This is a genomic window from Fructobacillus tropaeoli (assembly GCF_016860625.1).
Classification (GTDB): Bacteria; Bacillota; Bacilli; order Lactobacillales; family Lactobacillaceae; genus Fructobacillus; species Fructobacillus tropaeoli.
Genome location: NZ_BOJU01000003.1, coordinates 225,358 through 248,202, shown reverse-complemented (window position 1 = coordinate 248,202; position 22,845 = coordinate 225,358). Strand labels below are relative to the sequence as shown.

Here is a 22,845-nt window from a genome sequence, read left to right as displayed (position 1 = left end):
AAAAAATGGAAATCAAAAAACATGGAAAAGCTTATCAGATTGTCTATGAGGTTTTAAATGCCGTTACCCATGGTCTTGGCTTTATCTTAGCCATTATCGCCAGTGTCTTTTTAGCGCTGAAAATCGTCCGTGATGGGCAGACGAGTGGCATTGAAATCGCGGCGGTCAGTATTTATTTGACCTCGGTATCACTATTTTTACTGGCTTCGACACTTTTTCACTCACTTGTTTTTACTAGAGCGGCCAAGATTTTTCAATTTATGGATCATGCCGGTATTTACTTTGTGATATTAGGGTCTTATACGCCCTATACTTGGTTAGTTTTGAAGGGTGGTTGGGGAATCGGTATCTGGTCCGCCATTCTATTGATGACCATTGCCGGTCTGATTTATGATTTGTTTCTGGTTGGTCGCTTTCCTTGGTTATCTGTCCTGATTTACCTGGTGATGGGCTGGTTAATTATTATTGCCATGCCATTATTGTGGACTGCTTTATCACCGACTGCCTTTTGGTTACTATTAGCCGGTGGTGTGGTATACTCTCTTGGAACCATTTTTTACCTCGTACCAAAAATTCCCATGGGTCACGTTTACTGGCATGTTTTTGTGCTGGTTGGTGCCGGACTCATGTACTGCTCAATATATCTAACTCTTTAGATTGAAAGAAGGTCAAAAAGATGGAAAAGCTGGATTATCACTTTCAAAGTGCCTGGACAGCCACTGCGTTAAGCAACCTAGAGTCGCCAATTGCAATTGAAAAATCAGCCGTTGTCACGGGTGATGACTGGCAGATTGATTGGACTGATTTTCAAAACACACCGGTCAAGAAGAGTCCGGAAGTGATTGGTGATCAATTTTATTGTCAGGGTCAGCTGATTTTAAACCAGCAAACTTGGAATGTCGTTCGTTTTCATATTCATGATGGCGCTGAACACCTGATTGATGGTCAGCGCGATGCGGCTGAGATTCACATCGTTTGTCAAAATCAGCTTGGCCAAACCATGGTGGTCGGGGCCTTTGCCGAAGTCGACGAAAAGCAACCTGTCATCTTCGCTCCGCTCTTTTCGGAAGAAAAAAAGACCGTCAATTTGCAGGATTTGCTGCCTGTGGAAAAAACGGGCTGCTTTACCTATACGGGCTCGTTAACCACACCGCCGTTGAAAAAAGACATAAATTGGTTCTTGTTAGACAAACCGGTGGGGATAAGTCCTAAAGATTTGGCAACTTTTGCCGAAGCCTATCCGGATAACTACCGGGATTGCCAGCCCTTATCCGGGCGGACGGTGGTTTATCACCACTTATCAACGGTGACTCATTCAAAGTAAGTTCAAAAGCCCTTCGGGCTTTTTTCAATGCCGTTTGTTTTCTTTTTGATCTAAGACTAAAATTGATAGATGTAAAGTGAGCTTCTCTAACAAATGAGGAGCTTCTTTGATTTCATTCGTCATTTAAAAGGGGATTTTTTTCATGACCAATAATTCGCAAATGAATTTTTCGCAGATGAAACGGGCGGCTTTGGTCGTAGCTGCAGCCCTGTTTATGCAAATGCTTGATTCAACCATTGTCACAACAGCGCTACCACAGATTGCAACTGATTTGAAAGTTGCCCAGAGTACAGCCTCATTGCTCGTATCGGTTTATATGCTGTTTTCCGCTATTTTTATTCCATTATCTGGTTGGTTAGCCAAAAAGGTTCGCCGCAAGAACTTATTTTTGATTGCCGTGGGTCTTTTCACTGTCTCATCCGTGCTGGCCGGGCTCTTTAACAATTTGACCTATTTGTTGGTCATGCGGGCTATCCAGGGGATGTCCGGGGCCTTGATGGTGCCCGTCGGCCGCTTAATTATTTTGGAAAATACGGAACCAAAGAAAATGCTCCAAATCCTGTCTTACCTGGTTTGGCCGGCACTCTTGGCACCTGCGATTGCGCCTTTACTTGGGGGTTACGTTATTGCTAGTTTGTCCTGGCATTGGATTTTCTTTTTGAACCTGCCAATTGGCCTGTTAATCATTTTAACGGGTGCATTCTTTATTTTGGATGATAACGAACGGGAAGACTTGCCCTTTGATTTATTTGGTTTCTTGTTGGTGGCAGTTGCCGGTGGTGGCCTTTTGATTGCTTCCGAAATTCTTTCACGTGGACTGTCACTCTTTTTCTGGGGCTTCTTGGTGCTTTTCGTAGCACTCGTCTTTTTGGCCTTGGCCTGGCATCATCTTTCGGCTAGTGACCAACCGCTCTTCTCGCTAGAACCTCTAAAGGTCAAAACTTTCCGTGTCTATGAATCTGGCGGTTCAATCTTTTGGATGACGATTGGTGCGTTGCCATACCTTTTGACCTTGGTTCTGCAGGTCGCTTTCCATTGGTCACCAATTATGGCTGGAACCTATGTCATTTTTATCTTCGTTGGTAATATCGCCATTAAGCCCTTTACCACAGTGATTATTCGCCGTTTAGGCTACAAGTATGCTCTAGTAGTGGCTCTGAGCTTGGCTAGTTTGGCAACGTTGCTGATGGCCGCCTTTCATGCTGATAGCGCCAAGGTCTGGATTGCCTTCGTCGCTTTCGTATCTGGTGTTGGTCGTTCGTTGGCTTTGACGGCTTATAATTCATTGTCTTTCTCGGAACTTTCAAAAGAACAGAAGAATTCAGCCAATACCCTGACATCTGTCCTGCAAATGCTATCACAAGCATTGGGGGTCGGAATTGTCGCAACAATTTTGGCCTTGCTTGGCCAGGTTGTGAAAACCACAACGGCCTACCAGTTAACCTTCTTGATTGTGGGGCTAGTTTCTTTGTATCCGCTCATGGAAGTCTTAACATTGCCGAAGGATGCGGGTGCGCAAACTCTTAGTTAAATTTAATAAAAGAATGCCAAACAGCGTTTTGTTTGGCTTTTTTTATGAAGAAATTTGCTTTTTAGAAGTGGTCTAGTGGATAATAATGAAAATAACAATTATTAGGAGGCGCACATGGTAGCAAAGTATCAAGATGATTTTTATCAAGCGGTCAATCAGGAGTGGCTAAATCAGGCCGAAATTCCAGCCGACAAACCTGTCACCGGCGGTTTTTATGATTTGGCGGATAAGATTGAAGATTTGGAACGGGCCACGGTCAAAGAAATTGAAGCCGGTCAAAAGGCAGTTGCCGCTTTGGACCAGTTTGTTGCCCTCCACCAGTTGACAAAGGACTGGGACCGTCGCGGTCAAGATGAGGCTGGTCAAGTACAGCAATTCTTGCAACCGTTGCTCAAGATTGAAAACTGGGATGACTTCCAAGCAGCCGAAGGCCAATTGATTTTGGATTCTTATACGACACCGCTGTCCTTGACGGTTAGTCCGGATTCAAAAAATACGGCTCGTAACGAATTGTGGTTGGCCAATCCGGGGCTGATTTTGCCTGATACAACCAGTTATCAGGACGAAGACAGCAAAAAGGATTTGTTGGCTACCTGGTCAACAATGGTTGTTGGGCTCTTGCAACGGTTTGGTTTTGCAGAAAAAGAGGCGCAAAAATTAGTTGAAGAGACTTTGGCGTTTGACCAAATTTTGGCGGATAGTGAGAGTTCTCGTGAAACGTTGTCGGATTACTGGAAGAATTATCATCCAACGGCCTTGGCTGATTTGACAGAACAATTCACCGACTATCGAATTGCTGCGGTGATTGAAAAGGTGCTAGGACAAAAGCCGGAAAAGGTCATCATCTTTGATGGGGCATTCTTTGACAAGGCGAACACCATTTATCAAGAAAAGAACTTTGCCTTGATCAAGTCTTGGTCGATTGTTCAAAATATGCTTGATATTGCCAAATTATTGGGAAATCAGAGCCGAATCGATGCCGGTGTCTTTGGGCGAAAGCTGTCTGGTGCCAAGGAAGCGGTTGATGCAGACAAAGCTGCCTTCCGCCAGGCTCGAGCCTTCTTTGCCCAAATCGTTGGTCGTTGGTACGGTCAAACTTATTTTGGCGAGGCTGCTAAAAAAGATGTTGAAAAGATGGTCCAGGATTTGATTGGCGTTTACGATGGCCGCTTTGATCAACAAAAGTGGTTGTCGGCTGCCACGCGTGAAAAGGCCAAGGTGAAGTTGGCTGCCTTGCAAGTCAAAGTTGGATATCCGGATCAGATTCCTGCCTACTTGGAGAATCGTAAAGTCGATGTTCACAAGTCGCTTTTGGAAAACGTGGAAGACTTTTCTAAGGCAGCAGTGGCCGACCACTTTAGTCAGTGGGGACAGGCACCCGATACGAGTCGCTGGGAAATGCCAGGGGACCTTGTGAATGCCTATTATTCACCTGAATTTAATCAAATTGTCTTCCCAGCAGCCATTTTGCAAGCACCATTTTACGATTACCACCAATCATCAAGCCAAAACTTTGGTGGCATTGGGACGGTGATTGCTCATGAAATTACTCATGCCTTTGATACTAACGGTGCCCGTTATGATGAACATGGAAACTTGAAGGAGTGGTGGACAAAGAAAGACTTTGAACACTTCGAGCAGAAGACACAAGCGGTTGTTGCTGCTTTTGATGGTCAAGATTCAGCAGGGGCTAAGATTAATGGCCACCTAACGGTTTCCGAAAACGTTGCTGATTTGGGCGGGGTCTCGGCCGCTTTGGCAGCCGCTAAGGAACAAAAGGACTTTGATGCCAAAGCCTTCTTTGAAAACTTTGCCACATTGTGGCGGCAAAAGGCAGCACCGGCTTACCTTGCTATGTTAGCGAAGATTGATGTCCATGCACCAGCGAAGTTGCGGACGAACGTTATCTTGCCGAACTTTGATGACTTCCAACAAACTTATGGCGTTCAGGTGGGGGATGGCATGTGGTTGGATCCTGAAAAGCGCATTCAAATTTGGTAATACGTTCAAGTTTTTTCCTCAATTGAACAAAGCGGGGTGAGGGCTATTCACCTTGTTCGAAAAAATAGAAAAAGTCAGTTACAAATCTGGCCACGAAACATTCGTGTGGGCAAATTCTCGCAACTGGCTTTTTCTTTTTGTTTTGCATTAACGGCAAAGGACGTTATTTTTTGGAATAATTACTGAAAAATAATCAGAAAAATCAGAAAAAAGACTTGCCACCTGCAATAATTCTTGTTATTATAGAATAGTTGTTTAGCAAACGGGAGTGTAGCGAAGTCTGGCTAAACGCGACGGACTGTAACTCCGTTCCTTCGGGTTCGTAGGTTCGAATCCTACCGCTCCCATTGCCTCGCTTCAGGCAAAATAGAAGCATTGCCCCTTGGCCAAGTGGTAAGGCAGAGGTTTTTGGTACCTCCATGCGCTGGTTCGATCCCAGCAGGGGCAACTAAGACGCCGGTTCAGTGATGAGCCGGTTTTTTTGTCGTCTTTTTTTCTGATTTTCTTAAAAAATCAGTTTTGGTGAGTATCTGATTTAGAATCGTTATTTTTTGACGTCTTTCGACAATAAAATTCTATGAGACCCCAAGACATTTACAGCTTTTTGCTTTATAATTGGTCTTGTTTAAACAAAGAATATTTGGAGGCAATTATGGCAAAATTAGCAGTAACTGACTTGGCCGTGAGCGGCAAGAAGGTTTTGATGCGTGTGGACTTTAATGTCCCTATCAAAGATGGTGTGATTGGTAACGATAACCGAATCGTAGCCGCATTACCAACAATCAAGCACGTTATCGCCGAAAACGGCCGTGCAATCTTGTTCTCACACTTGGGTCGAATCAAGTCAGAAGAAGACAAGCCAGGTTTGTCACTTGAACCAGTAGCAAAGCGCTTGGGCGAATTGCTTGGACAAGAAGTTATTTTTGTTCCTGAAACACGTGGTGCTCAATTGGAACAAGCTATTGCTGATTTGAAGGACGGTCAAGTATTGATGGTCCAAAACACTCGTTATGAAGATGTTCATGACGGTGAACAAGTTAAGCTTGAATCAAAGAACGACCCTGAATTGGGTAAGTACTGGGCTTCACTTGGTGATGACATGTTCATCAACGATGCCTTTGGAACTGCTCACCGTGCCCATGCTTCAAACGTTGGAATCGCTTCAAACGTTGACCAAGCTGCAGCCGGCTTCTTGATGGAAAAGGAAATCAAGTTCTTGGGTGACGCTGTTGATACACCAAAGCGTCCATTCGTTGCCATCATTGGTGGTGCCAAGGTTTCTGACAAGATTGAAGTTGTTCAATCATTGTTGAAGAAGGCTGACAAGGTTATCATCGGTGGTGGAATGGCTTATACTTTCGATGCTGCCAAGGGCAACAAGATTGGAAAGTCATTGTTTGAAGCCGACAAGGTTGACTTGGCTAAGGAATTGATGGCAGAAGCAGGGGACAAGTTGGTTTTGCCAATCGATGCTGTTGCTGCTGACAACTTTGCCAACGATGCTAAGACAGTGACTGTTGATTCAGACGCTGGTATCCCTGACGGTTACATGGGCTTGGACATTGGTCCTAAGTCAATTGACTTGTTCAAGAAGGTTTTGTCAGATGCCAAGACGGTCGTATGGAACGGCCCAATGGGTGTCTTTGAAATGGAAAACTTTGCCAAGGGAACCTTGGCAATCGGAAACGCCTTGGTGGATGTAACCAAGAATGGTGGTACAACCATCGTTGGTGGTGGTGACTCAACTGCCGCTGTTCAAGCTTTGGGTGTTGCTGACCAATTGTCACACATCTCAACTGGTGGTGGCGCATCTTTGGAATACTTGGAAGGTAAGACTTTGCCAGGTATCCAATCATTGACTGATAAGTAAAAAACGATTTGAAACCAAGCCATTTTGTGCTTGGTTTTTTTATACATAAAATCCGAATTCTTCCTAATAAGTCTGTTAAAATAGAAGCTAATCGTGGGAGAGAAAACGAACAAAAAGTTTGAATTTGTTTGTTATTTATACTCTTTATAAATAGAAGAAATTAGCGTATAATGACAACAACTTATTTTCGAGAGGTGCACCGTGTCAAAAGAGCAATTAGTCAATGAACAAGCCTATTTAGACCAAACCCTGGGAAAGATTACCGATTCCCTGGAAAGTACCAAAGAGGAGATTAAAAAATCCAAAGGGTCACTGGCAGACGTCGCCAGCGCCTGGGACGATGTCCGGGTCAAAACCAGTACTTATTCTGGCATTGTTGAAACGGCCATGTCCGTCCGTCAACAGCAACAAGCCATTGCAGAGCGTGAAGCAGCCCAGTCACGGGCTGAAGTCCGCTATCAGACCTTATCGAAGCAAATCGTTAAGCCTTATTTTGCTCGCATCGACTTTACTGATCCCAGTGAGGAGAATCAAGAGCCTGAGTCAATCTATATTGGTTTAGCTTCTTATTCCGATGATAATGGTCGTTTCTACATTTATGATTGGCGGACCCCGGTTGCCTCCATCTACTATGATGGTGGCTTGGGTGATGTCGAATACTTGACGCCAGTCGGCCCACAAAAAGCCGACGTTTCTTTGAAGCGTCAGTTTGAAATTGAAGATGGGGTCATTGTGACCCTCTTTGATACCGAAGAGGCCATTGGGGATGCCATGCTCCTCAACGCCTTGTCCGGTGAGTCTTCCACTAAGATGAAGTCGATTGTCACGACGATTCAAAAGGAACAAAACAAAATTATTCGAAATACGGATGCTGATTTGCTCTTCGTACAGGGGGCAGCAGGGTCTGGGAAGACGGCCGCCATTATGCAGCGAGTGGCTTACTTGCTTTACCGTTATCGCGGTAAGTTGAACTCTGGCCAGGTTGTGATGTTCTCACCCAACCAGTTGTTTAATGACTATGTGGACCAAGTTTTGCCTGAATTAGGGGAACAGAACCTGGTTCAATTGACCTTCTTCCAATACGCTTCCCGGCGTCTGCCCCGGTTCTCTGTTCAGACTTTGGCAGAGCGGTTTGAAAAATCAGTGGAACACGAAAAGATTGAACGGATGCTTGGCTCTTTGCAGATGTTTGAGGCAACAAAGGCCTACGCGGAATCCCTCAATGAAAAGGGACTGGCTGCGCGCAGCCTGAACTTCCGTGGCGAACCACTGATTTCCAAAGAAAAAATCCTAGAAATTTACTATCAATATAATAGTAATTACAAGTTGTCACAGCGCTTGGAAGCTACTCAGGACTCCTTGCTACGGTCACTGCGAGCCCAAGTCAGTCACCAGATGAAGCAGGACTGGGTTGAATTAGCCATTGAAAACCTCTCTAAGGAAGAATATGACGAATTGGTTGGCGCTGGTGCTACCCGTTTGGGGGATGACCAGGAGGGCGACGCCGCAGCAATGACTCGTCGTCACCAACTTGGTGCCGGTCCGCAGGAGCGCGAGTTTAAATCAGATAAGCAGGAAAGAAATTTCCTCGCCAAAAAGATTACGACACAGGCTTTGCGCCCCTTGGCGAAGAAGATTCGTCGCTCTGGCTTTATCAACATCAACACGCAGTTTGTTGACTTCTTAAAGGCCTTGCCAAAGTTCTTGTCCTTAGATGATTTTGGCGTAACAGAAGACGAATGGCAGTCATATCTGAACGAAGTCGTAGCAAACTTAAAGAAGCACGAATTAACGTTGGCAAACACAACGATTTACCTGTATTTGTATGACTTAATTACTGGTAAGCACGGTCAACGCGACATTCGTTACCTCTTTATCGATGAAATTCAGGACTATACGCCATTCCAGCTGGCCTTCTTGAAGTTCTCCTTCCCAAATGCTAAATTTACCGTTTTGGGTGACTTAAACCAGGCCATTTTCACACAAGACTGGGCAAATAGCCTTGAAGAAGACTTTGCCTCACTCTTCGATCCCGCTAAGGTGGAATTGATTGATTTAACTCAGACCTACCGGTCAACGGAACAAATCACGAATTTCTCCAAGGAATTGTTGGCTAATGGAAAGGCGATTGAGGCCTTTAACCGTGAAGGTGAAATACCCGTCTTGAAGATGGCAAAAACGACTGACCAGGCTGTTGACTTGGTCAAGGAACAACTGGCCGAAAACGCGGCTGATGGTGAAAAAACGGCGATTATCACTCAAACACTGGATGCTGCAAGAGAATTGGCTCAGCAGCTGTCTGACACGAAGGTGACGTTGATTCACTCTGAAAATCAGCGCTTGGCGCCAGGTGCCGTGATTATTCCATCATACCTGGCCAAGGGCTTGGAATTTGACGCGGTGATCATTTGGCAGGCGGATGCTGCTCACTACGAAAAGGAAGACCAGCAGCGCTTGCTGTATACGGTCGCCTCTCGCGCAATGCACCGTCTGACGATGATTGGTCAGGGTCAGGTGTCACCATTGATTGCTGCAGTACCAAAGGCCCTTTACGCCACAGTGGAGGAGTAAGCATGACAAATTTAGTTGAAAAAATTTATGAGGCCCATCATGGTTCTTTTTTAACGGTTGGAATGACCGGATCAGTTGCTGTTGGTAAATCGACTTTGGCGGCGGAATTGGCCCAGGGTCTGCAAGACCGAGGACTCGTAGCGACGGTGGTTTCAACGGATGACTTTTTGAAAACCAACCAAGTCTTAAAGGATGAGGGGATTTTTGATCAAAAGGGCTTCCCGCAAAGTTATTATTTGCAGGATTTAGTTCAGTTGATTGAAAACTTTAAGGCTGGCATGACAAATCAGGTCATTAACCGCTATTCACAAACCTGGGCCGATATTGTGCCGGGTGAAAAGCAAGAAATTAGTCGACCAGACGTCTTAATTATTGAGGGTGTCGTTGCCCTTCAATTACCGGCAGAAAACCTTGATCAAACGGTTTTTGTCGAAGCGGATATGAACGATATTAAGGACTGGTACTTGGAACGTAACTTCTTGGCAACGGTGAAGGCAAGCAACCAGCCGCAGTCTTGGCGTTACCAGTACAAGGACATGGCGATTAAGGACTTTTACGACCTTGCTTTATCCGTTTGGGAGAAGACAAATCAGGTCAATTATGATCGCTATATCCAAAAAACACGGGCGGATGCCGACCTGATTTTACAGCTTGATCGCTACCATCATCCTGTTTCTTTAACGATGGGTTCTCGATCACAGAACTAGAAGACCGAATGTTCGGAAATTTGACAGGGGTCATTTCCATTGGTAAGATTGTTGCTTGGGTTTAGAATATTAGAAAAATAACAAATTATGGGTTAAAGTATCCATAGGCAACAAATTTTATTTGCACAACAAATGGAGGAAGAACATGGCAGAAAATACTGACATGAATGGAAAGCCGATTAATCGCGCGGCCATGATGGCCCTGTTGATGATCGGATCTTTTATCATTATTATCATGCAGACGTCATTGGGAACAGCTTTGCCAACCTTGATGACTGCTTTTAATGTCGATACGGCGACGGTTCAATGGCTGACAACCATCTTTTTGATGGTTAACGGTATTATGGTGCCTGTTTCCGCCTTTTTGACGACGAGAATTCCAACGAAGTATCTGTATCTATCTGCTTTGGTGGTCTATACGATTGGTACGGCAGTGGCTTACGTGACGCCAACGAATGCCTTTTGGCTGTTAATGGTCGCTCGTGCATTGCAGGCGATTGCTGCTGGAATCGTGATGCCACTGATGCAGGTTGTGGCCTTAACGCTTTTTGATGCCAAGTCACGCGGTAAGGCATTGGGAATGGTTGGTTTGGTCATCGGAATGGCCCCAGCTATTGGCCCAACATTGACTGGTTGGATTTTGGATTCAAAGCATGATGTCTTGGGGATGACAGTTGGTGGTGACTGGCGATCAATTTTTGGTATGGTCTTGCCACTGGCTGTGATTGTCCTCGTTTTGTCGATTGTTTACTTCCGCAATGTTTTGGAAACGCGTAAGGTTAGTTTGGATATCCGCTCGTTGATTGAATCAACGGTTGGGTTCGGTTTGGTTCTTTTTGGCTCAGCCATGGTTTCAAATTATTCTTGGACAAACTTTACTTGGGTTTTGGCACCAATGATTGTTGGGGTCTTAGTGATTGCTGAGTTCGTACGTCACCAACTCCACATGGAAAAGCCATTCTTGGACGTTTCTGTCTTTAAAAATAAGCAATTTGCTTTGACGTCAGCCTTGGTTGCCTTGACCTTTATCGCCATGATTGGTGTTGAGATGGTTTTGCCAATCTATATGCAACAGGTTCGTGGTTTGTCAGCCTTGAATTCGGGTCTGACACTTTTGCCTGGTGCTTTGATGATTGGGGTCATGTCACCAATTGCTGGTTATTTCTATGACCTTTATGGGGCAAAGCGCTTGGCTGCCTTTGGTTTTGCCATGATTTTGCTGGGAACGATTCCGTTCCAATTCTTGACTGAAACAACACCAACGATTTATATCACGGCCTTGTACATGGTTCGAATGATGGGTGTTGGGATTACGATGATGCCATTAACGTCATCTGCTATGGGTGCCTTGCACCTCAATCAAACGGCGCAGGGAACTGCGGTTAACAACACGGCTCGTCAGATTGCGGCCTCATTGGGAACGGCAATTCTTGCTTCCGTGATGCAGTCACAAATTAATAATAACTTGCCAAGCGATTCTTTGAAGACGGCCGATCCGATTGCCTATGGCTCAAAGGCCTTACAGGCCAGCTTGGATGGTTTCCATGCGTCCTTCCTCTTGGCCGCTTGCTTTGCTTTGCTAGCCTTTGCACTGTCATTTTTGATGCATAAGGGTAAGGTTGAGCCAAAGCCAGCAGCAGGAAAGGAGAACTAAGATGATTATCTTTATTCTATTTATTTTTGTTATCTTAGCTTTTGTCTCACTGATGATGATTCAGGATATGAGAAAGCGGATTATTGCTGTTGCTGTTTCTTTTCTAATCGTGATTACCTCAGTTGTTTTAATCATCGCCAATATGCATGATCATTTTGGAATGAAGGTGCAAACAATGACGACCAAGCAGCAAATTTATTCTGTTCAGGGTCAAAATATCTATGGCGTTTTGTCCTACCAACAAGTTGGCACGTCTGGTAAGGAAAAGGTCTTTATTTACCGAGACACTTCGACAAGTACAACGCCAACGGTGGCCAAGCCTGATTTGAAGACCAAGACGGCCATCCAAAATGTTCAAGGAAATCAAGCTTTTAAGGTGACAACTTCTAAGAACTATGTTTACCGCAACGGCTTCTATAAGTTTATGTTTGCCATCTCAGGTAACAACCATGACTTGAAGTCACGTCAGGTAACTTACCAAGTGCCACCAACATGGTTGGCACTCTCATCACAAGATGGGGAACGTTTGAAGAGTATTGTTTCGGGAATGGCTAACCAAGCGGACTTTATTCAATGGTTCCAACAGGTTAAGTCACAATCCCAAACCGATCCGGATGGAGCAGCGCAAACTGCCGTTTCTTATTATCAAAATCTCTTAGCTAATAATCATTAAAAATTAGTTAAAAGGAAGTTGTACTTTTTAATTAAACTAGTATGATTCCACCTAAATTAAGTGAAAAATATTGCTTAGTCTTGATTTCTATGTTACAGTAACAATGTAATTTAGGTTTTGATTTTGATTTGTTTTTTTCGGAAGGCGTCATACCAACAATTCTTAATTACAACTACAATTTTGGGATGACCCAAGGAGAAACAATCATGGAAAAAGGCACTGTAAAGTGGTTTAACAGCGAAAAGGGCTACGGCTTCATCACACGCGAATCAGGCGAAGATGTGTTTGCACACTTCTCAGCAATCCAAGGTGACGGTTTCAAGACTTTGGAAGACGGCCAAGCCGTAACTTTCGATGTTGAAAACTCAGACCGCGGTTTGCAAGCTGTTAACATCGTAAAGGACTAATTATTTAGTCTTTGTCTAAAAACTCGGGAAATTTTTCCCGGGTTTTTTCTTTGGAATAAATTCAATTCAAAGACCAAATGTTGTATAATAGCAAGGAATCTTATTGTAATAATCAAAGGAGCATGGAAATGGCAAAATTAGTTTTGATCCGTCACGGTCAAAGTGAATGGAACGCATTAAACCTCTTTAATGGTTGGATTGACACCAAGTTGTCTGACAAGGGAATTGACCAAGCTAAGCAAGCTGGAGCACTCTTGAAGGAAGAAGGATTGGTTTTTGACCAAGCTTATACTTCTGTTTTGACACGTGCTATCACGACTTTGCACTACGCATTGGAAGAAGCTGGCCAATTGTACGTCCCGGAAGAAAAGTCATGGCGTTTGAACGAACGTCACTATGGCGCTTTGCAAGGACAAAACAAGGCAGAAGCCGCTGAAAAGTGGGGCGACGATCAAGTGCACATCTGGCGTCGTTCATACGATGTTTTGCCTCCATTGCTTGAAAACTATGAAGAAACAGTTGAAGTTCAGGGTAAGACTTATCCTGCCTTTGACGCCCGTTATGCTGATGTTCCTTTCGGAGAATTGCCATTAGGTGAAAACTTGAAGGTTACTTTGGAACGAGTATTGCCATTCTACGAAGCCAAGATCAAGAAGGACTTGGAAGAAGGCAAGAACGTTGTGATCGCAGCTCACGGTAACTCATTGCGTGCCTTGGCTAAGCACTTGGAAAAGATTTCAGATGATGACATCTTGAACCTTGAAATTGCTAACGGCCAACCAATCGTTTATGACTTGGCAGATGATTTGTCAATCAAGTCAAAGAAGACGTTGGGCGCATAAAGTCAACAAAAAGCCTGTCTGGGAAGAGTATTCCCCGGTGGGCTTTTTATTAGGATTTTTTAGATAAAGGTAAAAAATATGGAAGAAAAACAGCAAAGGCAGCCGATTTACGACTTACATGAACGGCCTCCGTTTTTTCAATTAATTGGGTTGTCACTACAACACTTGTTTTCAATGTTTGGAGCGACGATTTTAGTGCCACTTTTGGTTGGTTTAAATCCTGGTGTCGCCCTTTTTTCATCAGGTGTTGGAACATTAATTCACTTGCTAACAACGAAAGGTAAGGTTCCCGCTTATATGGGATCTTCTTTTGCCTTTATCATCCCAATGGCTTCGATGATGAAGACCATTGGCTATCCGGCCGTTGGTCAGGGCGTTGTTTCAGTTGGAATTGTTTACTTGATTATTTCATTGATTGTTTGGCGAGTCGGTTCTGCTTGGATTGATAAAATTTTTCCACCAGAAGTTGTTGGACCGGTGATTTTGGTGATTGGTCTTTCATTGGCTGCGACAGCAGCCCAATCAGCGACGGAACTTAATGGCCACTATGACATCAAGGTCTTTCTAGTTGCTGGCGCAACGTTGTTAGTCACGATTTTTGCCAATATGTATCTCGGTGGCTTTTTGGGCCTAATTCCAGTGTTAATTGGCATTATCTTTGGTTACTTGTTGGCTTTGGCACTTGGCTTAGTGGACCTGAGTCCTGTTGCTAGCGCCCACTGGTTTGCGCTACCAAAGTTTGATTTTCTCTTTTCCGGCCATAATGGCCTTTCTTGGCACTTTTATCCAATGGCCGTCTTGACCATGGCCCCCTTAGTTTTGGTGACCTTATCGGAGCATTTAGGCCACTTGTTGGTTCTTTCTAAAATTACTGGTCAAGACTTCTTTGAAAATCCTGGTTTACACAAGACATTGGCCGGTGACGGAGCAGCCTCTGTCTTTGCTGGTTTAGTTGGTGGCCCAGCCGTTACTTCTTATGGTGAAAATATTGGAGTGATGCAGCTTTCACGTGTTTACTCTGTCTGGGTGATTGGTGGTGCCGCCGTCTTAGCTGCTGGATTTGCTTTCATTGGTAAGCTGTCGGCTTTGATTGGAACGGTCCCTGGTGCCGTTACTGGCGGTGTTGGCTTTATGCTGTATGGTGTGATCGCTGCGGCTGGCGTGCAAGTAATTGTTGACAATAAAGTTGATTATGGACAAAAGCGGAACTTAATGATTGCCGGTCCAGTGATGGTTGTTGGAATTGGAAACTTCCATTTAGCGCTTGGTTCACAAGTGGACTTCTCTGGTGTCGCATTAGCGACTGTTCTCGGAATCATTCTGAATTTGATTTTGCCTAAGGTGGCAAAATCAGACCGCTAAAGTCCTGATTTAATGGAGTTTTATCAACACTTTCCTTATTTTGTTGTTTAATTAGGTTACGATTAAAACAAAATAAAAAATGTTGTGAAATTCCAACAAAGTTGCTTGTATTTGAGAACTTTGACGAGTATTATTGGGGATATATTTTGAGGAGTGCGCCCAACGCCTTGCATCAAAATAAGTTCTTTAGAAAGGAGAAAATCGATGGATGAACCAACATCAACCTTTACCTTGTTGGGTCTAACCTTTAACTGGACGACGATTATTTCAACGCTTTTGGCAATGTCAATCGTGGTTTTGGTAGCGGTTTTGATGACTCGAAAAGTGGGTATTCGTCCAAGCCGAGGGCAGAACGCAATTGAGTATGTCTTAGATTTTGTTCGCGGAATCTTAGGCGACCAGTTGCCGGCCAATTTGGCCCGACAATTCGGTCTCTATTCCTTCACCCTTTTCTTGTTTTTGATTGTTGCAAACGAGATGGGCTTGCTGTTGCAAGTTAAGATGGGTAATGGCGTTACTTATGTTAAGTCGCCAACAGCTGACCCATTATTTGCCTTTACATTGGCGATTATGTCGTTGATGCTTGCCCATGGAACAGGTGTGAAGACACTTGGTTTGGGTGGCTATCTGAAGAACATGTTCTTCGAACCCTACGTTGCGATGTTTCCTTTGAATGTGGTTGAGCAGTTTACGAACTTCTTGACCCTTGCTTTGCGGCTCTTTGGAAATATCTTCGCCGGCGAATTGATGTTAAATTTGCTCGCAAGCATGGCTTGGGGAACTCACCTAAATGGGTTCTGGATTATCCTAGCCTTCCCATTGGAAATTGCATGGCAGGGATTCTCACTACTAATTGGTGGAATTCAAGCCTATGTCTTTGTCATGTTGACCGCCGTCTTTACGGCTCAGTTATCTGGCAATGAATAGGATTGACTTGGTCTAGCACAGCGTTAGGCCACACGCGGGAGCGTTATCATCCAAACCGAAAGAAAAAAACGCGGAGCGTTTTAGCATTAAAGGAGAATTACAATGGATTTACACAACTTAGGCGTAATCGCAGCCGGGATTGCCTTTGCGGGATCTGCCATCGGTGGTGGTATCGGGGTCGGTGTGATGTACTCACAGTTCTTAGCTGGAATGTCTCGCCAACCTGAATTGGCTAACAAGCTTTTGTCACGTGCCTTCTTGGGATTGGCCTTGGCTGAAGCCACACCAATTATCGTTTTGGGTATGGCCTTCACACTTATCAACAAGTAATAGTCCCAGAGGGAGGAAAAAATGATGGTTCCAACACTATCAATGACAAAGGCCATGCCTTTAGGTGATATGGTCTTCATTATCGTCGCTTTCCTTACTCTGATGGTCATCTTGAAGCACGTTGCTTACGGTCCTTTAACGAAGGCATTGGATGCACGTGCAGATAAAATTAACAACGATTTGGATAGTGCCCAAAAGGCAAACGAAGATGCAGCCAAGTTGGCTGCACAACGTGAACAGGAATTGGCTGACGGCAAAGACCAAGCCAGTCAAGTGATTAGCGCTGCTAAGAAATCAGCTAAGGACCAGTCAGAAGCTCTCTTGAAGACTGCTAATGACCAGGCCTTAAGCTTGCGTAAAGCAGCTGAAAATGATGCTGATCAGTTGAAGACTGAGGCGTTGGCTTCTGCCAAGAAGGATGTTGCAGACTTGTCTGTAACAATTGCATCTAAATTGATTCAAAAGAATTTATCTGCTGATGATCAGCGGTCTTTGATTGATGCCTATTTGGCAGACTTAGACCAGCAGTAAGGGGGGCGTATGGCCAAGCAAAAAGAAAAAATTGTTAACCAATACGCCCAAGCAATCTTGGCTTATGCAGACGAACACAATGTTTTAGAAAACATTAGTGCAGACTTGCTAGCCATTCGTTCAGTGGTTGTCGCTGAACCAAAATTAACTTCTTTGTTAACAGCACAGACAATTTCTGATGCTGACCAAGGTGGGTTAGTTGATGCGCTGACGCAAGGCGCAGATAATGCAGTGGTGAACTTGGTTAAAATTCTTTTGGCCCACCACCATTTCGCATATTTGCCTGCAGTAGTTGATCGTTTCTTTGACCTTTACCAGCAAAGTCAAGGCATTCAGGCCGTGACCATCACCACAGCAGTGGAAGCTGATGAAGACCAAAAAGAGCGGTTGTCAAATGCTTTTAAGAAGCAAAGTGGCGCAAAGAAAATCCAAGCAACCTATAAAGTCGATCAAGACATTATTGGGGGCGTGGTAATGCAATCGAAGTCGTTGTTAATTGACGGCTCATTGCAGACAAAGATTGCCAAAATGAGGGCAGAGTTACTAGGTTAGTGAGGAAAAGACATGGCGATTCAAGCTGAAGAGATTTCTGCTTTAATTAAGCAACAGCTCGAAAAGTTCGACACAAAACTGACTGTAGAAGAAATTGGTACTGTTACCTATATCGGAGATGGAATTGCACGAGCTACTGGTTTGGCAAATGCCCTTTCTGGTGAATTGGTCGAATTTACAAACGGCGAATTCGGAATGGTCCAAAACTTGGAAGAGAGCGAAGTCGGAATTATCGTTTTGGGTAGTTCAGATGGTATCCGCCAAGGTGATACAGTTAAGCGAACTGGACACATCATGGAAGTGCCAGTTGGTGAAGAACTTATCGGGCGCGTCGTCAACGCATTGGGACAACCAATTGACGGATTAGGCGACTTGAAAACAACGAAGACACGACCAATCGAAGTAAAGGCTCCTGGTGTCATGGAACGTAAGTCCGTTTCAGAACCTTTGCAAACTGGAATTAAGGCCATTGATGCCTTGGTTCCAATCGGACGTGGACAACGTGAATTGATCATTGGTGATCGTAAGACTGGAAAGACTTCAATTGCCATTGATACAATTTTGAACCAAAAAGACCAAGACATGATTGTTGTTTATGTCGCTATTGGTCAAAAGGATTCAACTGTTCGTGAACAAGTTGAAACTTTGAAGAAGATGGGCGCAATGGATTACACGATTGTTGTTAATGCCGGCCCATCTGAAGCTGCCGCTTTGTTGTACTTGGCTCCTTATGCTGGTGCAGCCATGGGTGAAGAATTCATGTACAACGGCAAGCACGTCTTGATTGTCTTTGATGATTTGTCAAAGCAAGCAACGGCCTACCGTGAGATATCTTTGATCTTGCGTCGTCCGCCTGGACGTGAAGCTTACCCTGGTGATGTCTTCTACTTGCACTCACGTTTGCTTGAACGTGCAGCCAAGTTGTCAGACGAACTCGGTGGTGGATCAATGACTGCTTTGCCAATCATTGAAACACAGGGTGGTGACGTTTCTGCATATATCCCAACCAACGTGATTTCAATCACCGATGGTCAGATTTTCTTGGATTCCGACTCATTCTACGCCGGTATTCGTCCTGCCATCGATGCCGGAACATCTGTTTCCCGTGTTGGAGGGGATGCCCAGATTAAGGCAATGAAGAAGGTTTCTGGTACTTTGCGTTTGGACTTGGCTTCCTTCCGCGAATTGGAATCTTTCGCTCAATTCGGTTCTGACTTGGATGCGGCAACACAAGCTAAGTTGGGTCGTGGAAAGCGCACTGTTGAAATCTTGAAGCAACCTTTGCACGCGCCAATGTCTGTTCAGCATCAAGTCTTTGTCTTGTATGCCTTGACACACAGCTTCTTGGATGACGTGGCAATCGAAGATTTGCAACGCTTCCAAGATGAATTTGTTTCATACTTGGATGCTAGTCAAAAGGACTTGTTGGACGAAATCGTCACAACAAAGGCCTTGCCAGACGAATCTAAGATGGATGCTGCAGTGAAGAGCTTTAAGGATGGCTTTGCTGGCTCAGTTGACCAATAAAAGGAGGCAACATGGCTTCTTTACAAGATATTAAACGGCGAATTGGCTCAACAAAAAAGACTCGGCAGATTACAGCCGCAATGCAGTTGGTTTCAACTGCAAAGCTAAGTAAGATTCAAAATTCGGCAACCGGTTATCATGAATATGCTAACCGTTTGAAGGCAGTTGTGGGCCACTTAATTGAGGCGCACGTGTTGGACAATGTCGATTCTGCTCATTTACCAATGGTTGCTAAGCGGCCGGTAAAGAAGACGGGAATCTTGCTTGTGACCTCAGACCGAGGTTTAGTTGGGTCTTATAACGCCAACATCATCAAGGAAACCAATGCCTTGATGGAAAAGCACAACTTAACCAAAGAAAATACTGTGATCTTAGCAATTGGTGGTAACGGGGCTGATTTTTACAAGCAACGTGGCTTCTCAATTGCCTTGGAACACCGCGGTATTTCCGATGTCCCAACCTTCAATGAAATTCGCCAACTGTTAAAGACGGTGATTTCATTGTATGAAGCGGAAGCCTTTGATTCTTTGCACTTGGTTTACAATCACTTTGTGAACCGCTTGGAATCAGAGCAACGCAACACGCAATTATTGCCATTGACAAAGGACATTTTGGAAGACATGGATGATAGTCACGAACACGTGGCAGCTGACTTTGAAGTTCAATCAGCCTATGATTCCGAACCTGATTCAACTGCAGTTTTGAACGTGGTTTTGCCTCAATACATCCAATCATTGGTTTTCGAAGCCGTATTGGATGCTAAGACGGCGGAACATGCCGCATCATCAACGGCGATGTCATCGGCAACCGACTCAGCCGACGATTTGATTGGAACGTTAGGTTTGCAATATAACCGTGCGCGTCAAGCTCAAATCACGACTGAAATCACCGAAATTACTGGTGGTTTGGTTGCTTTGGAATAAGCTAATCGCAGCATCTTTGCTGATTTTTAAGCAGCAAAGCTTTGAATTTGAAAGGAAACAACGATGACTACTGGAAAAGTCGTACAAGTGATCGGTCCAGTTGTTGATGTTGCCTTTGAAGAAGGGCAAGTTGTTCCTGAAATCAACAACGCCTTGTTGGTTGATTTAGGATCTGACAAAACATTGACGGTTGAAGTTTCTTTGGCTTTGGGAAACGGTGTTGTCCGTACCATCGCCATGGACTCAACTGATGGATTGCAACGCGGCATGGCCGTGACCGATACCGGTAAGCCCATTGAAGTTCCCGTAGGGGAAGCTACTTTGGGTCGAGTTTTCAACGTCTTGGGTGAACCAGTGGATAATGCAGGTGCCGTCGACTCTTCAGTCGCACGCCACCCAATTCACCGTGATGCCCCTGAATTTGATGAACTTGCAACTTCAACGGAAATTTTGGAAACAGGAATCAAGGTTATTGATCTCCTGGCACCATATATCCGTGGTGGAAAGATTGGGCTCTTCGGTGGAGCCGGGGTTGGAAAGACTGTTCTGATCCAAGAATTGATCCACAACATTGCCCAAGGGCACAATGGTATTTCTGTCTTTACTGGTGTCGGGGAACGTACCCGTGAAGGTAACGACATGTACCACGAAATGAAGGAATCTGGCGTTTTGAAGCAAACTGCCATGGTTTATGGTCAAATGAACGAACCTCCTGGTGCACGTATGCGTGTTGCCTTGACTGGTTTGACAATGGCCGAATCATTCCGTGATAACGAAGGTAAGGACGTTTTGCTCTTTATCGATAACATTTACCGTTTCACGCAAGCTGGATCTGAAGTTTCTGCCCTTTTGGGTCGTATTCCTTCAGCCGTTGGTTACCAACCAACGTTGGCTTCTGAAATGGGCCGTTTGCAGGAACGAATCACTTCTACTAAGAAGGGTGCCGTTACTTCAATTCAAGCCGTTTATGTGCCAGCCGATGATTATACCGACCCCGCACCTGCAACGACTTTCGCCCACTTGGATGCCACAACCAACTTGGAACGTTCATTGACGCAACAGGGTATCTATCCTGCCGTTGATCCTTTGGCATCAACTTCTTCAGCTTTGGACCCACAAGTTGTTGGTCAAGAGCACTATGAAGTTGCCACTGAAGTGCAACGGACTTTGCAACGTTACCGTGAATTGCAAGATATTATTGCAATTTTGGGTATGGATGAATTGTCAGACGAAGAGAAGGTTACTGTTAACCGTGCTCGTCGTATCCAATTCTTCTTGTCACAACCATTCTCAGTTGCGGAAACCTTTACTGGTGTGAAGGGTGAATATGTTCCTGTTTCAGAAACTGTTCGCTCATTTAAGGAAATCTTGAACGGTCAGTATGATAACTTGCCTGAAGATGCCTTCCGTAACGTCGGCGCTATCGAACAAGTGGTTGATAAGGCCAAGACGATGGCCCAATAAGGGGGTAATCCATGGCTGATGAAGAAACAAGCTCACGGGGAATCACAGTTAAGATTGTGACCCCTGAAGGCCAAGTCTACGACCAAGACCAAGTTGAAATTGCTGTCATTAATACACAGGGTGGACAACTTGGAATTATGGCCGGCCATGAACCAATTTTGGCCGCCATGGCCATTGACGAAATGTTGGTTAAAAAAGACCAGCAAGAAAAGTCACTCGCCGTTAACGGTGGCGTGGCTGAGTTTTCTAATAATCTGTTGACGGTTATCGCCGACAGTGCGGAAACTGCTGATAATATCGATGTGAATCGTGCTGAAAGTGCCAAGGAACGTGCGCAAGCTCGTTTGGACCATGCACAAGAAATCAAGAACCAACATGAAATGGATATGGCTCGTGTCGCTTTGATGCGTGCCGTTAACCGAATTCACGTTGCTTCAATTCGCTCAGGTCGTTAAAATCAAAAAGGGAGTTAGCTGTTAGCTGACTCCTTTTTTTGTCGTTTAAATTAAAAATCAGTGGGTCTGAGCCCAAGCTGATTTATCAGCAAAAGTTTTGCTCTAATGGGTTCTTATCATAATTTTAAAAACACTGTTACATAAAAAGGGTTATCATGAGACATAGTAGGCGCAGATTATCGATTTTTTCTCGCCTCAAAAAAGAAAGGAGAGTCATATGAACGTCAAAAAGCAATTATTAATTGCTGCTGGTTTGGCCGGTTCCGTTGCAGCCGGTCAACATGCAGTTAGTGCCGACCAGGTACAAAAGCATACAGTTGCCAATGGCGAAACGCTATCAGCATTAGCGTCTCGTTTTAATACGACGGTGGCACAGTTGGCATCGGATAATCAAATTCAAAATGTTGATCAAATTTATCAAGGACAAGAATTGATTATCGGTGTTGCCAATACAAACGCCACATCACAAAATGCCACAACACAAACGACCGAAAATACTTACCGAGTCCAAGCGGGTGATAACCTGTGGACATTGGCGCAGAAGTTTGGTTTGAGCGTTGATCAGTTGGCCCAAGAAAATAATATCAAGGATGCCAATCAAATTTTTGTTGGACAGACTTTGTCTGTCAATAAAAATGGCAGCCAGACGAGTTCTCAAAGTGCCCAAACGTCTACATCGCAGTCTGTTAGTTCCCAGACGGCTGCATCACAGGCTCCTGTATCGCAGTCGGTCAGTTCTCAGGCAGCGGTTTCACAAGCCCCTGCATCGCAGTCAGCCAGTTCTCAGGTAGCTGCATCACAGGCCCCTGCATCGCAGACTGCTAGTTCTCAGGTAGCTGTTTCCGAGGCCCCTGCATCGCAAGCGGCTCCAACGCCAGTAACTAGCCAGCAAAGCCAGGCGGTGCAAGTCAGCAACTTGGATTATAATCAAGCTGAACAGCAGGCCCTTCAAACAATCATTATGAAGGAATCTGGTGGCAACGTGAATGCGACAAACGGCATTTACTTTGGAATTGGCCAGTTATCACCAACTTTGCGTGCTCGCTATGGTGGTAATTCAACTGATTATCAAGATCAGTTGCAAGCAATGAAAGCCTATATTGCTGCTCGTTACGGGACTGCACAGGCCGCATTGGCTCATCATTTGCAGTATGGTTGGTACTAAAATCAAAAAAATAAACTTTTTTTGATTTA

General features: G+C 44.6%; 21 protein-coding genes and 2 tRNA genes. All 23 read left to right on the top strand.

What is annotated here, in order from left to right:
• Positions 1 to 5 precede the first annotated feature (5 nt).
• The 23 genes from trhA to FT12353_RS05260 all read left to right on the top strand — a co-directional run bounded on the left by trhA (position 6) and on the right by FT12353_RS05260 (position 22,816).
• Positions 6 to 656, top strand: a complete 651-nt coding sequence (gene trhA / locus FT12353_RS05370) for a PAQR family membrane homeostasis protein TrhA (RefSeq protein WP_059394039.1) — start codon at positions 6 to 8, stop codon at positions 654 to 656.
• A 20-nt stretch (positions 657 to 676) separates the two neighbouring features.
• Complete coding sequence (locus FT12353_RS05365) at positions 677 to 1,324, top strand: carbonic anhydrase family protein (RefSeq protein WP_059394040.1); 648 nt, start codon at positions 677 to 679, stop codon at positions 1,322 to 1,324.
• A 142-nt stretch (positions 1,325 to 1,466) separates the two neighbouring features.
• A complete protein-coding gene (locus FT12353_RS05360) occupies positions 1,467 to 2,855 on the top strand; it encodes an MFS transporter (RefSeq protein ID WP_239061183.1) in 1,389 nt (462 codons plus the stop codon).
• Positions 2,856 to 2,969: 114 nt separating this feature from the next.
• Positions 2,970 to 4,856 carry a M13-type metalloendopeptidase gene (locus tag FT12353_RS05355; protein ID WP_059394041.1) on the top strand — a complete coding sequence of 629 codons (1,887 nt, stop codon included), beginning with the start codon at positions 2,970 to 2,972 and terminating at the stop codon, positions 4,854 to 4,856.
• 264 nt (positions 4,857 to 5,120) lie between these two features.
• Positions 5,121 to 5,203: transfer RNA gene (locus tag FT12353_RS05350), tRNA-Tyr, on the top strand.
• Positions 5,204 to 5,232: 29 nt separating this feature from the next.
• Positions 5,233 to 5,304 (top strand) — tRNA-Gln (locus FT12353_RS05345).
• A gap of 204 nt (positions 5,305 to 5,508) precedes the next feature.
• The gene (locus FT12353_RS05340) at positions 5,509 to 6,726 is read left to right on the top strand and encodes a phosphoglycerate kinase (RefSeq protein ID WP_059394042.1); all 1,218 of its coding nucleotides are present in this window, start codon (positions 5,509 to 5,511) and stop codon (positions 6,724 to 6,726) included.
• A 201-nt stretch (positions 6,727 to 6,927) separates the two neighbouring features.
• The gene (helD, locus tag FT12353_RS05335; RefSeq protein ID WP_203618979.1) at positions 6,928 to 9,297 is read left to right on the top strand and encodes an RNA polymerase recycling motor HelD; all 2,370 of its coding nucleotides are present in this window, start codon (positions 6,928 to 6,930) and stop codon (positions 9,295 to 9,297) included.
• 2 nt (positions 9,298 to 9,299) lie between these two features.
• Positions 9,300 to 10,004 carry a nucleoside/nucleotide kinase family protein gene (locus tag FT12353_RS05330; protein ID WP_059394044.1) on the top strand — a complete coding sequence of 235 codons (705 nt, stop codon included), beginning with the start codon at positions 9,300 to 9,302 and terminating at the stop codon, positions 10,002 to 10,004.
• 145 nt (positions 10,005 to 10,149) lie between these two features.
• Positions 10,150 to 11,658 carry an MDR family MFS transporter gene (locus FT12353_RS05325; RefSeq protein WP_059394045.1) on the top strand — a complete coding sequence of 503 codons (1,509 nt, stop codon included), beginning with the start codon at positions 10,150 to 10,152 and terminating at the stop codon, positions 11,656 to 11,658.
• Between the two features lies 1 nt (position 11,659).
• A complete protein-coding gene (locus tag FT12353_RS05320) occupies positions 11,660 to 12,331 on the top strand; it encodes a DUF4811 domain-containing protein (protein ID WP_203618977.1) in 672 nt (223 codons plus the stop codon).
• 206 nt (positions 12,332 to 12,537) lie between these two features.
• Positions 12,538 to 12,738, top strand: coding sequence for a cold-shock protein (locus FT12353_RS05315; RefSeq protein ID WP_059378954.1), 201 nt, complete (start codon positions 12,538 to 12,540; stop codon positions 12,736 to 12,738).
• A 128-nt stretch (positions 12,739 to 12,866) separates the two neighbouring features.
• On the top strand, positions 12,867 to 13,580 hold the full coding sequence (gene gpmA / locus FT12353_RS05310) for a 2,3-diphosphoglycerate-dependent phosphoglycerate mutase (RefSeq protein ID WP_047975174.1): 714 nt from the start codon (positions 12,867 to 12,869) through the stop codon (positions 13,578 to 13,580).
• A 78-nt stretch (positions 13,581 to 13,658) separates the two neighbouring features.
• Positions 13,659 to 14,942: a solute carrier family 23 protein gene (locus FT12353_RS05305; protein WP_203618975.1), complete on the top strand. Its 1,284-nt coding sequence runs from the start codon at positions 13,659 to 13,661 to the stop codon at positions 14,940 to 14,942.
• Positions 14,943 to 15,146: 204 nt separating this feature from the next.
• Positions 15,147 to 15,869 carry a F0F1 ATP synthase subunit A gene (gene atpB, locus FT12353_RS05300; RefSeq protein ID WP_047975172.1) on the top strand — a complete coding sequence of 241 codons (723 nt, stop codon included), beginning with the start codon at positions 15,147 to 15,149 and terminating at the stop codon, positions 15,867 to 15,869.
• 102 nt (positions 15,870 to 15,971) lie between these two features.
• Positions 15,972 to 16,199, top strand: coding sequence for an ATP synthase F0 subunit C (gene atpE / locus FT12353_RS05295; protein ID WP_047975171.1), 228 nt, complete (start codon positions 15,972 to 15,974; stop codon positions 16,197 to 16,199).
• 24 nt (positions 16,200 to 16,223) lie between these two features.
• Positions 16,224 to 16,730: a F0F1 ATP synthase subunit B gene (gene atpF, locus FT12353_RS05290; protein WP_114679980.1), complete on the top strand. Its 507-nt coding sequence runs from the start codon at positions 16,224 to 16,226 to the stop codon at positions 16,728 to 16,730.
• Positions 16,731 to 16,739: 9 nt separating this feature from the next.
• Entirely contained in the window at positions 16,740 to 17,282 is a 543-nt protein-coding gene (gene atpH, locus FT12353_RS05285) for an ATP synthase F1 subunit delta (RefSeq protein ID WP_059394049.1), read from the top strand.
• A 12-nt stretch (positions 17,283 to 17,294) separates the two neighbouring features.
• Positions 17,295 to 18,809 (top strand): F0F1 ATP synthase subunit alpha, encoded by a 1,515-nt coding sequence (gene atpA / locus FT12353_RS05280; protein ID WP_059394050.1) that lies wholly within the window; start codon positions 17,295 to 17,297, stop codon positions 18,807 to 18,809.
• A gap of 11 nt (positions 18,810 to 18,820) precedes the next feature.
• Entirely contained in the window at positions 18,821 to 19,732 is a 912-nt protein-coding gene (locus tag FT12353_RS05275) for a F0F1 ATP synthase subunit gamma (RefSeq protein WP_059394051.1), read from the top strand.
• Positions 19,733 to 19,795: 63 nt separating this feature from the next.
• Entirely contained in the window at positions 19,796 to 21,196 is a 1,401-nt protein-coding gene (atpD, locus tag FT12353_RS05270) for a F0F1 ATP synthase subunit beta (protein ID WP_059394052.1), read from the top strand.
• A gap of 11 nt (positions 21,197 to 21,207) precedes the next feature.
• Positions 21,208 to 21,651: a F0F1 ATP synthase subunit epsilon gene (locus FT12353_RS05265; protein ID WP_059394053.1), complete on the top strand. Its 444-nt coding sequence runs from the start codon at positions 21,208 to 21,210 to the stop codon at positions 21,649 to 21,651.
• A 217-nt stretch (positions 21,652 to 21,868) separates the two neighbouring features.
• Positions 21,869 to 22,816, top strand: a complete 948-nt coding sequence (locus tag FT12353_RS05260; RefSeq protein ID WP_203618973.1) for an aggregation-promoting factor C-terminal-like domain-containing protein — start codon at positions 21,869 to 21,871, stop codon at positions 22,814 to 22,816.
• Positions 22,817 to 22,845 lie beyond the last annotated feature (29 nt).

Coding starts and splice junctions, on each gene's coding strand:
- FT12353_RS05360 (WP_239061183.1), top strand. CDS start 1,467: ATGACCAATAATTCGCAAATGAATTTTTCGCAGATGAAACGGGCGGCT.
- FT12353_RS05325 (WP_059394045.1), top strand. CDS start 10,150: ATGGCAGAAAATACTGACATGAATGGAAAGCCGATTAATCGCGCGGCC.
- atpB (WP_047975172.1), top strand. CDS start 15,147: ATGGATGAACCAACATCAACCTTTACCTTGTTGGGTCTAACCTTTAAC.
- FT12353_RS05340 (WP_059394042.1), top strand. CDS start 5,509: ATGGCAAAATTAGCAGTAACTGACTTGGCCGTGAGCGGCAAGAAGGTT.
- FT12353_RS05305 (WP_203618975.1), top strand. CDS start 13,659: ATGGAAGAAAAACAGCAAAGGCAGCCGATTTACGACTTACATGAACGG.
- FT12353_RS05275 (WP_059394051.1), top strand. CDS start 18,821: ATGGCTTCTTTACAAGATATTAAACGGCGAATTGGCTCAACAAAAAAG.
- FT12353_RS05365 (WP_059394040.1), top strand. CDS start 677: ATGGAAAAGCTGGATTATCACTTTCAAAGTGCCTGGACAGCCACTGCG.
- atpE (WP_047975171.1), top strand. CDS start 15,972: ATGGATTTACACAACTTAGGCGTAATCGCAGCCGGGATTGCCTTTGCG.
- atpF (WP_114679980.1), top strand. CDS start 16,224: ATGGTTCCAACACTATCAATGACAAAGGCCATGCCTTTAGGTGATATG.
- FT12353_RS05260 (WP_203618973.1), top strand. CDS start 21,869: ATGAACGTCAAAAAGCAATTATTAATTGCTGCTGGTTTGGCCGGTTCC.
- atpA (WP_059394050.1), top strand. CDS start 17,295: ATGGCGATTCAAGCTGAAGAGATTTCTGCTTTAATTAAGCAACAGCTC.
- FT12353_RS05320 (WP_203618977.1), top strand. CDS start 11,660: ATGATTATCTTTATTCTATTTATTTTTGTTATCTTAGCTTTTGTCTCA.
- FT12353_RS05330 (WP_059394044.1), top strand. CDS start 9,300: ATGACAAATTTAGTTGAAAAAATTTATGAGGCCCATCATGGTTCTTTT.
- FT12353_RS05355 (WP_059394041.1), top strand. CDS start 2,970: ATGGTAGCAAAGTATCAAGATGATTTTTATCAAGCGGTCAATCAGGAG.
- atpD (WP_059394052.1), top strand. CDS start 19,796: ATGACTACTGGAAAAGTCGTACAAGTGATCGGTCCAGTTGTTGATGTT.
- gpmA (WP_047975174.1), top strand. CDS start 12,867: ATGGCAAAATTAGTTTTGATCCGTCACGGTCAAAGTGAATGGAACGCA.
- FT12353_RS05265 (WP_059394053.1), top strand. CDS start 21,208: ATGGCTGATGAAGAAACAAGCTCACGGGGAATCACAGTTAAGATTGTG.
- atpH (WP_059394049.1), top strand. CDS start 16,740: ATGGCCAAGCAAAAAGAAAAAATTGTTAACCAATACGCCCAAGCAATC.
- FT12353_RS05315 (WP_059378954.1), top strand. CDS start 12,538: ATGGAAAAAGGCACTGTAAAGTGGTTTAACAGCGAAAAGGGCTACGGC.
- trhA (WP_059394039.1), top strand. CDS start 6: ATGGAAATCAAAAAACATGGAAAAGCTTATCAGATTGTCTATGAGGTT.